This window comes from Mycolicibacterium pulveris (genome assembly GCF_010725725.1).
Taxonomy (GTDB): domain Bacteria; phylum Actinomycetota; class Actinomycetes; order Mycobacteriales; family Mycobacteriaceae; genus Mycobacterium; species Mycobacterium pulveris.
This window is the reverse complement of the sequence record NZ_AP022599.1, coordinates 2,367,805-2,380,485: the sequence shown is the minus strand read 5'-3', so window position 1 is coordinate 2,380,485 and position 12,681 is coordinate 2,367,805. Positions and strand designations below refer to the sequence as shown.

Here is a 12,681-nt window from a genome sequence, read left to right as displayed (position 1 = left end):
CGCGCTGGGGAGAACCTGTGGAGTAACGCCTTCGTTGAATACATTTCCGCAGGCAAGCGCACCACAGCAGGGCTGTGAATCTGTGGATGACAATTCCTTCGGCGTGTCGTGCCGGGTTGCGGTTTCGGGCGTGTTGTGTGTCGAGCCGAAGACGGCCCGGTTAACTGCCGGTTGTCTTCGCTGTCAAACAATCGCCCCGCAAAGTTCGCCAGCACAGACAGCAACGGCCGGGTGGCGGCTGATCAAGCCTCCACCCGGCGATATTGACGCTGGTGCTAGTGCGCCGCGACGACGTTCAGCGACACCGAGGCCTCGACCTCAGGGTGCAGACGCACCTCGATCTCGTGGGTGCCCGTCGTCTTGATGTGCGCCTTGGGCATCCGGACCGTCCGCTTGTCCAGGTTCGGCCCGCCCGCGCTCTTGATGGCGGTGACGACGGCGGCCGGCGTCACTGACCCGAACAGCTTGCCGGTGTCCGGTGCCGCCTTGACCGACAGCTCCACCGGGCCCAGGTTCTCGATGGCGGCCTTCAACTCGCCCGCGTGCTCGAGGCTCTTGATGCTTTTGGCTTCGCGGGCACGCCGGATCGCCTCGGCCTGCTTCTCGGCGCCCCGGGTGGCCACGATGGCCAGCTTGCGGGGCAGCAGGAAGTTACGGCCGTAGCCGTCCTTGACCTCCACGATGTCGCCCGTCGAGCCGAGGTGGTCCACATCGGTGGTAAGAATCAGTTTCATTCTGTCGTCCTCTTTATCGCGCCGACGAGGTGAACGGCAGCAGCGCCACCTCGCGGGCGTTCTTGACTGCGACGGCGATGTCGCGCTGGTGCTGTACACAGTTGCCCGTCACGCGGCGGGCGCGGATCTTGCCGCGCTCACTGATGTAGGTGCGCAGCAGCGCGGTGTCCTTGTAGTCGATGACCTGCCCCTTCTTGGAGCAGAACACGCACTTGCGGGTCTTGACCGGCTTCTCGGGTGCCGGCCGCCGCTTGTTCGACTTGGCCATGTCTATCTCTTTCTTGCTATTGCTTGATCAGTTGTGTGTCAGAAGGGCGGCTCGTCGTCGGCGCCGGCGAAGGAGCCGGTCGCGGGCGCGCTGCCCCACGGGTCGTCCTTGGGCTGCTCGGCCGGGCGTGAACCTCCGCCGCCGCCACCGCCGCCGAAGCCTCCGCCGCCACCGCCGCTGCGGCTGGCCTTGTTCACCTTGGCCGTCGCGTACCGCAGCGAGGGGCCGATCTCGTCGACCTCGAGCTCGACGACCGTGCGCTTCTCGCCCTCGCGGGTCTCGAACGACCGCTGCTTGAGGCGGCCCTGCACGACGACCCGCGTACCGCGGGTCAAGCTCTCAGCCACGTTCTCGGCTGCCTCCCGCCAGATGTTGCACCGCAGGAACAGCGCCTCGCCGTCTCTCCACTCCCCGCTCTGGCGGTCGTAGATGCGCGGCGTCGACGCCACGGTGAAGTTGGCGACCGCGGCACCGGACGGCGTGAAGCGCAGTTCGGGATCGGCGGTCAGGTTTCCCACGACGGTGATGATGGTGTCACCAGCCACGATGTCCTCCTGGATTGGCGCTGTAAGTCTGCGAGCGGTCGCAGGCGAGCCTACGGAAGCACTCCGACGCGTACAGCCTGTTCTTCGGGACTAGTGCTTGTCCGTCCGCATGACCTTGGTCCGCAGCACGGACTCGTTCAGGTTGAGCTGGCGATCCAGCTCGGACACGGTCGCGGGTTCAGCCTTCACGTCGATGACGGCATAGATGCCCTCGGCGTGCTTGGCGATCTCGTACGCGAGACGGCGCCGGCCCCAGATGTCGACCTTGTCGACGGCGCCACCGTCCTTGCGCACCACGTTGAGGAATGTTTCCAACGACGGAGCCACGGTGCGCTCGTCGAGGGTGGGGTCGAGAATGACCATGATTTCGTATGGACGCATGAAGACCTCATCACCTCCTACGGTCTAGTCGGCCACGGACGCTCCGCGGCAGGAGGGTCGCCTGCGTCGGCAACCGAGCCAGGCTACAGGAAACCGCGCTGATCTGCGAAATCGGCGACGACTGGACCCGTTATTTCGCCCATTTCTGCGCCAGGGCTGCGCCCGAGCCGACTGGCACGACCCTCACGCAGAATTCGCGGGCTCAGGGCGCCGGCGCGGGTGAAACGCTCACCTTCAACCGATCGCGGTCCGGGCGTAGCCAGTCCGGCAGCCACCGCGGCGGATCGTCCGGCGCGCGATCGAACACCCCACCGGCGGGATCGTCCACCTCGCCGCGGGCCCGGACCAGGTCCAGCTCGGGCCGATAGATCTGGCGAATCACCAGCGCGCACAAGGCGATCACCGCGATGTCGCGCAGCAACACGGTTGCGGTGAACCACTGTTCGGGCAGTCCGCGGTTCTCCTCGCCGTAGAGGTACAGCATCCGGGGCACCCATACCAGCGCGTCGATCGTCATCCATGCCAACAGAATGCGTCGGTGCGGCAACGCCAGCACCGCCAGCGGCACCAGCCACAACGAGAACTGCGGACTCCACACCTTGTTCGTCAGCAGGAACGCGGCCACCACCAGGAACGCCAACTGCATCACCCGCGGCCGGTGTCGGGCGGTCAACGCGATGTAAGCGATTGCGACACAACACGATAGGAACAGAATCGCCGAGACCGTGTTGGTCACCGTCGGCGGCTGCCAGAAGCCGAGGTCGGGGTCGAAACCGCGCCAGCCGGTGAACGACTTCACCACGTTGTACAGCGAGTCCATGTCGTCGCCGCGGCGGGTGTTGAGCCGGAAGAACTCCGACCAGCCCCGCGGGAACAACACCATGATCGGCAGGTTCACCAACAGCCACGCCACGAAGGCGGACAGCGCGGTCTTGCCGACTTCGCGCAGCTTGCCGGCGCGCACCGCGAGCACAACCAGCGGCCCGAGCAGCAGCAGCGGATACAGCTTGGCCGCCACCCCCAAACCGATCAGCACTCCGGCCAGCACCGGTCTTCGCCGGGCCCACGCCAAGAGCGCTCCGGTTGCGAAAGCCGTTGCCAGCGCATCGAAATTCGTGAAGACCTGAAAGATGAGCAACGGTGACGCCGCCACCAGCGCGGCGTCCCAGACCCGGCGCGGACCGGCCAGCTGCGACGCCGCCCACACCGTCACCAGCCACGCCAGCGCCAGCCCGAACGCCGCGATGTTGAAGAACATCACCACTTCGGCGATGACCGGTACCGACACCAGCTTGGTCAACGCGGTGTAGGTCTTGGCCAACGACATCGACACGTACTGGTAGAGCCCGGTGAGCACCGGATACTCCATGTAGCGCACGGCGGTGTTGCCGTCGTACTGGATATGGGGCTGGCCGGTGGCGTCCTTCTCTATCCAGCTCGACTTGTACGGGAACTTCCCGAGGTTCAACAGTTCCGCGGTGTAGAGCGGGACGGTGTCCGAGTAGCACAGCTGGTAGTAGGCGCGCTGGTTCTCCCAGTTGCCGACGCGCTGATCGGCGGTGCCGGTGCCCGTGGTCTGCAGGCACGCGGCCTTGGTCGAATACCCCAGCGCCAGAAACACCAGCGCGATGATCAGCATCACCCGCAGCGGTGTGAGGAACCGTTGCCTGCCGATCAGCGCATGCTTGCCAACGGGCCCGCCGATCACATCGGACAGCGCAGCACCGATGGTGTCGGTGCGGCTGGGCAGATCACGTTGGTCGAGGCTCCGCCGGTCTTCTGCCGGCGGAGCCGGCGATTCGAGGTCGGGCTCGGTCACGGGGGCGGAAGCGGACCGGGCGGGGGCCCTTGCGGCCCCGGCGGCGGCGGTGCGGGACCGACGGGCGCGGGCTGGCCGACGGGCGCGGGCTGGCCGACGGGCGCGGGCGGAGCAGGAGCGGGCGCATCGGCGGGCGGGGGCGGCCCGACGGGCACGGTGGTGGGCGGTCCCCACGGGATCGTGATGCCCGGCGCCAGTTCAAGAGTCGGCTGAATGACCGTCTGCGACGGCGGCGCGGACGGCGAGGGCTCCGAGGGCGCGGTGGTGCGCGGCGCCGGCGCCTGCGGCACACCCGCATAGCCGCCGATCTCCTCGGGCTTGGGGAACGTCTCGATGTCGGTGTCCTCCAGCGCCCCGTCCATCGTGGCCTTCCAGATGTCGGACGGAATACCCGAGCCGTAAACCGGTGAGCCCCACTTGTTTTCCAGCGGTTTGGTGCCGTCGACGGTGCCCACCCAGACCGCCGTCGACAACGACGGTGTGAACCCGACCATCCAGGCGTCGCGGTTGTCGCCGGTGTCACCCAGCTGGTTGGTGCCCGTCTTCGCCGCGGAGGGACGCCCGCCGGCCAGCGCATGACCGTTGGAGTACGCGGCGATCGGCTGCATCGCCGCGGTGACGTTGTCGGCGACCTTCTTCTCGATGCGCTGTTCGCCCTCGGTGTCCTGCTGCGACGCGTCGAACAGCACCTCACCCTGGGCGTTGACCACTTTCTGTACGAAGTGCGGCTTGTGGTAGACGCCGGATGCAGCCAGTGTGGCGTACGCCGAGGCCATGTCGATCACTCGACTCTGATACTGACCCAACACGATTCCGTTGTTCGGGGGGCCGCCCTGGCCGTCCTCGGACAGGGTGTGTTCCACCCCGGGGAAGCTTTCGGCGATGCCGGCCTGGTGTGCCGCCTCGGCGACGTCCTCCGGGCCGTTCTTCAGTTTCAGCATCAGCCGGTAGTAGCTGGTGTTCAGCGACCGCTTCAGCGCCTCGGCGATGTTGCAGGTGCCGCAGCTGTTGCCCTCGACGTTGGTGATCTTGATGCCATTGACCTCCAACGGGGAGCTGTCGACCTGATAACCCAGGCCCATCCCCTGTTGCAGCGCCGCGACCAACGCGAACACCTTGAACGCCGACCCCGTCGGCAGACCCGCTTGAGCGAAGTCGAAACCGTTGGCGTCGTCGCCGCCGTAGTAGGCCTTCACGCCGCCGGTACGCGGATCGATCGACACGATCGCGGTGCGCATATCCGGGTCTTGACCCTCGAGGTACGTTTCCGCAGCGTCTTCGGCGGCGTTCTGCGCCTTGGGATCGATGGTCGTGGTGATCTGCAGACCCTCGGTGTTGAGCGTCTTCTCCGAGATGTCGAACAGGTCGAGCAATTCCTGTTTGACCTGGCGCTCGATCAGCCCGTTGGGGCCGGTCGTCAGGTTCTGCGTCTGCGCCAACTCCGGCGGCACCGTTTCCGGGAACACCTGAGCGGCACGCTCACTGGGTGTCAGCGCGCCGATCTCCACCATGCCGTCGAGCACCCAGTTCCACCGGTTCTTGGCGCCGTCGAAGTTCACCGCCGGGTCAAGGCCGGACGGCCGCTGGATGAGCGCCGCGAGCAGGGCGCCCTCGGCAACCGTGAGCTGCTCGACCGGCTTGTTGAAGTACGCCTTGGACGCCGCGGCCACCCCGTAGGAGCCGCGACCGAAGTAGATGATGTTCAGATACGACTGCAACACTTGATCTTTGGACCATTCGCCCGACATCTTCGTCGAGATGACCAGTTCCTTGGCCTTGCGGATCAAACCACCCACGCCGGCGCGTTCGGAGCCCACCAGTGCGTTCTTGACGTACTGCTGGGTGATCGTGGACCCACCCTGCAGGTTCTCGCCCGAGAGGTTGTTCTTGACCGCGCGGGCGAACCCGGTGAACGAGAACCCGGGGTTGGAGTAGAAGTTGCGGTCCTCGGCGGCCATCACTGCGTTGCGCACGTGCACCGGGATCTGGTCGATGTTCACGTCGACCCGGTTGCCTTCGGGCGGAACGATTTTCGCCAGCTCACTGCCATCGCTGGCAAGGATGGTCGACACCTGGTTGGTCCGGATGTCGCCCGGTTTGGGGACCTCCACGATCAGGTACGCCATCGCGAACGTCACCGTCGGCAGCACCAGGAACAGCACCGCTGCCGCCAACAGACCGCGACGCACCCACATCCAGTTGACCGGCTTGCGCTGGCTCGACCACGGCGGCGGCCCCGGCGGCGGCGCACCGCCCGGTGGACGACGCGGCGGCGGGGGAGGCGGCGGCGCGGGTTTGGGTGCCGGATTGCCGTCGAGCGCCGCCTTGACCACGTCGATCGGATCCCGCAGGTGCGGCGGGGGCTGGTGCACCGGCGGCAGCACGGAGGTGTGCCGGTCGTCCGGCGCAACCGGTCGGGTGCGGTTGGCAGACGGCGCGTCCTGCGGCGGGCGGTGCCGTCCGCCGCCGTCAGCCGGTCGTGATCCGGGCTCGCTCACGCCATCAGTTTCGCGTCCCCTACGGGGATCGTTGCCTGACCGGTCGTGGCGCCCTTCGCTATTCACTGGCCGTGCGCGCACGACTGCGCGCCGTCTGGGTACTCCGCGAGGCCCGCCTGCCCCGAGACGGGCCGGTCGGCGGGACAGCGCCAAGTACGTACGACTTGACCAGGTGATTCCAACTGCAGGTGCGGCATACCTCCACCACGTGTACCGAAAACTCGTCGTATCGGGACGCCAACAGGACCAGCTCCTCGGCGGAACGCGCCGAACCAGACACGGCGCCCAGATGGTCACCGAATACCCACGACACCAAGGTGAGCTGTTCCTTGCGACAGATCGGGCACATCACCGAACTGGGCTTCCCATGGAACTTCGCGGCGCGCAGCAGATAGGGGTTGGCGTCACACACCTCCGAGACGCCGGTGCGCCCCGAGTAGACCTCCGCCAGCAGGGACCGTCGCCGAAGGGCGTAGTCCACCACCTGTCGCTGCATTCGCACGAGGACCAGAGTACGTCGGTGCGGCGAAGACCGATGCGCGACGTGCTTCGCCCCGCGCCATCGAAAACCATCTTTTACGATTCTCGTCGTGGCTTCGGGCAGCTCAGCGTGGCGAACATCGGGGATGCGGGCCAAAGACAGCGACCGCGCCGAGATCTGCCAGATTCTCGACACCGCCCTGGCTGACGGCCAGTTGTCGATGACCGAGCATGGCGAACGCGTGAAATCGGCCACTGCCGCCACGACGCTGGGTCAGCTGCAGGATCTGGTGGCCGACCTGCAGAACGCCAAGACCCCGGTGGTCCCGATGATCACCAAGGTGGTCAACCGGCAGGTGACACAACCGGTCAACTGGGGCATTCGGCTCGCGGTGGCGGGTGTGCTGGTGGTCGTGGGCATCGCGATCGGCTGGGGTCTGTTCGAGGGCAGCTCCGCCCCCCTGGGCGCTTCCGCCGACCCCGGCGCCAAGCCGGACGGGATCGCGCCCGTCGTGCTCACCCCGCCCCGGCAGCTGCATTCCCTTGGCGGTCTCACCGGTTTGCTCCAGCAGATGAACGACCGGTTCGGCGACACCACCGGTTACCGGCTGACCGTGTATCCGGAGTACGCGGTGCTGAGCCGGCCGGACCCGACCGAGGACCGACGCGAGCTCAACTACACCTACCGCGGCGGCTGGGACGACCCGTCGACCTCCTCCAAGAGCAGCAGCGCCAGGGTGGTGGACCTGGGCCGGTTCGACATCAAGACGGTCGTCGGCGTGCTGCGCGGGGCGCCGGAAACGCTGGGAATCAAGCCGACGGACGTCACCAGCACCTATCTGACCGTCGATCCCGGCACCGACCCGACCACCCCGGACGACGTGTCGATCTCGGTGTACGTCTCCAGCGACTTCGGCGGCGGCCACATCCAGTTGGCGCCGGACGGCAGGGTCAAGCGGATCAGCTATCCGTCCGGGTAGGGACGGCCCCGCGGTTCAGACCCTGGCGGCGTTTGCGTGCGGGTCACCCGCAGTTCGCGTCGAATATATCGGCGCGATACTATGGGCCGAGGTGTCGAGCCGCCGTAACGGACGAGCAAAGGAGGTGTCCCCGGTGCTTGAACTGGCCATCCTGGGACTCCTGCTGGAGTCTCCGATGCACGGCTACGAACTCCGCAAGAGGTTGACCGGGCTGCTCGGGGCGTTCCGCGCGTTCTCCTACGGTTCCCTGTACCCGGCGCTGCGCCGGATGCAGGCCGACGGGCTGATCGTGGAAGATCCGGCGCCGGACGGCACCCAGAAGATGCGTCGCGCCCGGCGCGTCTACCGGCTTACCGACGCCGGTAAGCAACGGTTCGCCGAACTGGTGGCCGATACCGGCCCGCAGAACTACTCCGACGACGGGTTCGGCGTCCACCTCGCGTTCTTCAACCGGACGCCGGCCGAGGCGAGGATGCGGATCCTCGAGGGACGCCGTCGTCAGGTGGAGGAACGTCGCGAAGGCCTGCGTGAAGCCGTCGCGCGGGCGAGCAGCTCGATCGACAGGTACACCCGCCAGCTTCACCAGCTCGGGTTGGAATCCAGTGAGCGCGAAGTCAAGTGGCTCAACGAGTTGATCGCGGCCGAACAGCTGGCGCAGAGGCGCGCCGAGCAGCCGTAAGGCATTTACGAGTTAGTACGAAGGGAAGAGTTCGTGTCATGAGTGAGCACATCGGAGCCGGCGCGCCGGCGACACCAAACGCGGAAGTGCGGGTCGCGATTGTCGGTGTGGGTAACTGTGCCGCCTCGCTGGTCCAGGGCGTGCAGTACTACCAGGACGCCGATGAGACGGCCACCGTACCCGGGCTCATGCATGTGCGACTCGGCCCGTACCACGTCCGCGACGTGAAGTTCGTCGCGGCCTTCGACGTGGACGCCAAGAAGGTCGGCTTCGACCTGTCCGAGGCGATCTTCGCGTCGGAGAACAACACCATCAAGATCGCAGACGTGCCGCCGACCAACGTGACGGTGCAGCGCGGCCCGACGCTCGACGGCATCGGCAAGTACTACGCCGACACCATCGAGGTGTCCGACGTCGATCCCGTCGACGTGGTGGCTGTACTCAAGGAGAACAACGTCGACGTGCTGGTGTCCTACCTGCCGGTGGGCAGCGAGGAGGCCGACAAGTTCTACGCGCAGTGCGCGATCGACGCCGGGGTGGCGTTCGTCAACGCGCTGCCGGTGTTCATCGCCAGCGACCCGGTGTGGGCCAAGAAGTTCGCCGACGCCGGCGTGCCGATCGTGGGCGACGACATCAAGAGCCAGATCGGCGCGACGATCACCCACCGGGTGATGGCCAAGCTGTTCGAGGACCGCGGTGTGCAGCTGGACCGCACCATGCAGCTCAACGTCGGCGGCAACATGGACTTCCTCAACATGCTCGAGCGCGAGCGGCTGGAGTCCAAGAAGATCTCCAAGACCCAGGCCGTCACGAGCAACCTGCAGCGTGAGTTCAAGACCAAGGACGTCCACATCGGCCCGTCCGATCACGTCGGCTGGCTCGACGACCGCAAGTGGGCCTATGTGCGCCTGGAGGGCCGCGCGTTCGGCGATGTGCCGCTGAACCTGGAGTACAAGCTCGAGGTGTGGGACTCGCCGAACTCGGCGGGTGTGATCATCGACGCGGTGCGTGCGGCCAAGATCGCCAAGGACCGCGGCATCGGCGGCCCGGTCGAGGCGGCGTCGGCCTACCTGATGAAGAGCCCGCCGAAGCAGTTGCCCGATGATGTCGCCCGCGCGCAGCTGGAGACCTTCATCGAGGGCTGACTTTCCCTTTCCGATTCGGTAGAGCCCTGACCCGCGTTGAGCGCGGCTGGGGCTCCACCGATCGCGTTTTGTACTGTTTCGCTGTGACCGACATAAGCGCCGACGACGAACTGGCCTCCCTCGACGAGTTCACCTTCCTCAAGGAGAACGCGCGCCAGGCCGGTGTTGAAACCGTGCCGCCGGTGGCGCGGATCGACGCCGGGCCGATCAGCGCGCTGAAGTTCGGGGACGCCGCGCCGCGGGTGGTGTACCTGCACGGCGGCGGGCAGAACGCCCACACCTGGGACACCGTCGCCCTCGGTCTCGGCGCGCCCGCGCTGGCGCTGGATTTGCCCGGTCACGGCCGCTCGGCGTGGCGCGACGACGGCGACTACGGCCCGAAGCTCAACGCGGCCACCATCGAACCGGTGCTGCGTGAGCTCGCGCCCGACGCCGACCTCGTCGTCGGGATGTCGCTGGGCGGGTTGACGGCGCTGCGGCTGGCGGTCTCAGTCCCGGCGCTGGTGTCGCGGCTGGTGCTCGTCGACGTGACCCCGTCGGCGCCGGAACGCCACACCGAGATGAGCGACGCGCAGAAGGGCACCGTCGCCCTGGTGCAGGGCCCGCGGACGTTCGAAAGCTTCGACGCGATGCTCGAGCTGACCGTCGCCGCCGCCCCCCACCGGGACCGGGAATCGTTGCGGCGCGGGGTTTTCCACAACGCCAAGCGGCTCGAGGACGGCACCTGGACGTGGCGTTACGACGAGATCCGCAAGGGCGAGGGTTTCGAAGGACTATGGGACGACGTGCCGCGTCTGGAAGTGCCCACCACCCTGGTGCGCGGCGCCAGGTCGTTCTTCGTCAACGACGACGACGCGGCCGAGTTCGCCCGTAGGGCACCGGGTTTCCGCGATGTCCACATCGTCGAAGACGCCGGCCACTCGGTCCAGAGCGACCAGCCGGGCAAGCTGATCGAGATCCTGCGCGAGGTGCTCGCCGAGTAGCGCTCTCGCCGTAGCGCGTTGGTCTGATGTTCACCGCCTGCTAACCGGGCTCTCGTAAGTTCCTCCGCCGTGGCCCTCATTCCGTTGAACCTGTTCGTTTCCCACAACGGCAAGTCCAAGCGTCAGCATGTGACATGCCTCTACAAGTGCGGCGATGCCTGCTCCAAGCCGGTACCCAACACCAGCGACAACGAGTACTTCGGCGACGTCGTCAAAGCCGTCTCGCGGCGCTCCGTACTGCGGGCGAGCGGCATCGCGGTGCTGGCGGTCGGCGCGGGCTCGGCATTGGCCGCGTGCGGCACCGACGATCCGCCCGCTGCCGCGCCGACGTCGTCGGCGGCGCCCCCCGATCCGCCGGTCGGTATGCGGTTCGCGTCGGTCCCCCCTAACAGCGAAGACGTCGTCGTCATCCCTGAGGGCTACGAGCAGTCCGTGGTGATCAGCTGGGGCGACCCGATCCTCGACGGCGCACCGCAATTCGACGTCAACAACCAGACGGGTGCCGCGCAACGCGGCCAATTCGGCTTCAACAACGACTTCGCCGGGTTGCTCCCGATCCCGGCTGATTTGGCTGGTCAGCCCAACCGCTTCCTACTGGTGACCAACTTCGAGTACGTCGACCCGATCTTCATGTTCCCCGGCTTCGACAAGCCCACTCGCGAGCAATTCGACGTCGAGATCGCCGCAGTCGGCATGGGCGTCGTCGAGGTCGAGCGCACACCGCAAGGTCTGAAGCCCGTCATGGGCCGCTACAACCGGCGCATCACCACCGACACCCCGCACACGCTGACGGGTCCCGCAGCGGGCACCGACTTCGTCAAGACCGCCGCGGACCCGACCGGGCGCACGGTGGCGGGCACGTTCGCCAACTGCGCCGGTGGTGTAACCCCTTGGGGCACAGTGCTGTCGGGCGAAGAGAATTTCCAGGACTACTTCGGCGCCGCCGAAGGCTCCCCGAAGCCGGGTCCCGTCGACACCGACCGGTTGGACCGGTACGGCATCTCTCTGGAGCCGACCGCGTTGCTGTGGGAGACCTTCGACCCCCGTTTCGATCTGACCAAGACACCCAACGAGCCCAACCGGTTCGGCTACGTCGTCGAACTCAACCCGTGGGATCCGACGTCGACGCCGGTCAAGCATTCCGCGATGGGCCGACTCAAGCACGAGGGCGCAAACGTCTACGTCACCGACGACGGTTCCGTCGTCGCCTACACCGGAGACGACGAGCGCTTCGATTACATGTACAAGTTCGTCTCCAGCCGCAAGGTGCAGCCGGGAACCGAACCGGCGGCGATGGCCAACAACATGGCGATCCTCGACGAGGGCACGCTGTATGTGGCCAAGCTGTCCAGCGACGTGCCCGCCGATGAGATCGACGGCTCCGGTAGGCCGCCATCGGGCGGTTCCTTCCGCGGCACGGGCACCTGGTTGCCGCTGCTGCGATCCGGCCCGGAAGGTCGCGCCGAGTCGCTGGTCGACGGCTTCTCGCCGGTGGAGGTCGCCGTCTTCACCCGAATGGCCGCCGACAAGGTCGGCGCCACCAAGATGGACCGGCCGGAAGACGTCGAGGCCAACCCGAGGACCGGCAAGGTCTACGTTGCGCTGACCAACAACGACGAGCGCGGCGCCGACGGCGAACCAGGGCCCGATGCGGCCAATCCGCGCAACGACAACAAGAGCGGGCAGATCCTCGAGATCACCGACGACCACGCCGGTACGAACTTCACCTGGGAACTGCTGCTGGTGTGCGGGGATCCGGCGGCCGCCGACACCTACTACGGCGGGTTCGACAAGACCAAGGTCAGCCCGATCTCCTGCCCGGACAATCTGGCCTTCGACAGTCACGGCAACCTGTGGATCTCCACCGACGGCAACGCGCTGGACTCCAACGACGGGTTGTTCGCCGTCGCGCTGAACGGGCCGAACCGCGGCGAGACCAAGCAGTTCCTCACCGTTCCGCTCGGTGCGGAGACGTGCGGTCCCGTAGTCACCGACGACCTTGTCACCGTGTGCGTCCAGCATCCGGGTGAGCACGACGACAACAGCATCGACGCCCCGCTGTCGCGCTGGCCCGAGGGCGGCAACGGCACGGCGCGGCCGTCGGTGGTCGCGGTGTGGAAGTCGAACGGGAATATCGGTGTCTAGCGTGCACTAGCTAGCGACGAAAGC

Annotated in this window: 12 protein-coding genes; 5 read left to right on the top strand and 7 right to left on the bottom strand. The window is 66.9% G+C overall.

Annotation, left to right across the window (positions count from 1 at the left end):
• Positions 1-275: 275 nt before the first annotated feature.
• From rplI to G6N28_RS11410, 7 genes are all read right to left on the bottom strand, one after another.
• Complete coding sequence (rplI, locus tag G6N28_RS11440) at positions 276-734, bottom strand: 50S ribosomal protein L9 (protein ID WP_163900350.1); 459 nt, start codon at positions 732-734, stop codon at positions 276-278.
• 13 nt (positions 735-747) lie between these two features.
• Complete coding sequence (gene rpsR, locus G6N28_RS11435) at positions 748-1,002, bottom strand: 30S ribosomal protein S18 (RefSeq protein WP_046752314.1); 255 nt, start codon at positions 1,000-1,002, stop codon at positions 748-750.
• A gap of 38 nt (positions 1,003-1,040) precedes the next feature.
• Positions 1,041-1,547, bottom strand: a complete 507-nt coding sequence (locus tag G6N28_RS11430; RefSeq protein ID WP_163900348.1) for a single-stranded DNA-binding protein — start codon at positions 1,545-1,547, stop codon at positions 1,041-1,043.
• Positions 1,548-1,637: 90 nt separating this feature from the next.
• On the bottom strand, positions 1,638-1,928 hold the full coding sequence (gene rpsF / locus G6N28_RS11425; RefSeq protein WP_163900346.1) for a 30S ribosomal protein S6: 291 nt from the start codon (positions 1,926-1,928) through the stop codon (positions 1,638-1,640).
• Between the two features lie 202 nt (positions 1,929-2,130).
• Positions 2,131-3,747: a glycosyltransferase family 87 protein gene (locus tag G6N28_RS11420; RefSeq protein ID WP_163900344.1), complete on the bottom strand. Its 1,617-nt coding sequence runs from the start codon at positions 3,745-3,747 to the stop codon at positions 2,131-2,133.
• Positions 3,744-6,311, bottom strand: coding sequence for a transglycosylase domain-containing protein (locus G6N28_RS11415; RefSeq protein ID WP_407664954.1), 2,568 nt, complete (start codon positions 6,309-6,311; stop codon positions 3,744-3,746). The genes G6N28_RS11420 and G6N28_RS11415 overlap by 4 nt, the downstream gene beginning before the upstream one ends.
• Positions 6,304-6,747 carry a DUF5318 domain-containing protein gene (locus tag G6N28_RS11410; protein ID WP_163900340.1) on the bottom strand — a complete coding sequence of 148 codons (444 nt, stop codon included), beginning with the start codon at positions 6,745-6,747 and terminating at the stop codon, positions 6,304-6,306. Before G6N28_RS11410 ends, G6N28_RS11415 begins: the two co-directional genes overlap by 8 nt.
• Before the next feature lie 88 nt (positions 6,748-6,835).
• Between G6N28_RS11410 and G6N28_RS11405 the strand changes: the two genes are divergently transcribed.
• The 5 genes from G6N28_RS11405 to G6N28_RS11385 all read left to right on the top strand — a co-directional run bounded on the left by G6N28_RS11405 (position 6,836) and on the right by G6N28_RS11385 (position 12,657).
• Positions 6,836-7,705 carry a DUF1707 SHOCT-like domain-containing protein gene (locus tag G6N28_RS11405; RefSeq protein WP_235674539.1) on the top strand — a complete coding sequence of 290 codons (870 nt, stop codon included), beginning with the start codon at positions 6,836-6,838 and terminating at the stop codon, positions 7,703-7,705.
• 133 nt (positions 7,706-7,838) lie between these two features.
• A complete protein-coding gene (locus tag G6N28_RS11400; protein ID WP_163900338.1) occupies positions 7,839-8,384 on the top strand; it encodes a PadR family transcriptional regulator in 546 nt (181 codons plus the stop codon).
• A 38-nt stretch (positions 8,385-8,422) separates the two neighbouring features.
• Positions 8,423-9,529: an inositol-3-phosphate synthase gene (locus G6N28_RS11395; RefSeq protein ID WP_163900336.1), complete on the top strand. Its 1,107-nt coding sequence runs from the start codon at positions 8,423-8,425 to the stop codon at positions 9,527-9,529.
• A gap of 83 nt (positions 9,530-9,612) precedes the next feature.
• On the top strand, positions 9,613-10,512 hold the full coding sequence (locus G6N28_RS11390) for an Rv0045c family esterase (RefSeq protein WP_163900333.1): 900 nt from the start codon (positions 9,613-9,615) through the stop codon (positions 10,510-10,512).
• A 69-nt stretch (positions 10,513-10,581) separates the two neighbouring features.
• Complete coding sequence (locus tag G6N28_RS11385; protein ID WP_163900331.1) at positions 10,582-12,657, top strand: PhoX family protein; 2,076 nt, start codon at positions 10,582-10,584, stop codon at positions 12,655-12,657.
• Positions 12,658-12,681 lie beyond the last annotated feature (24 nt).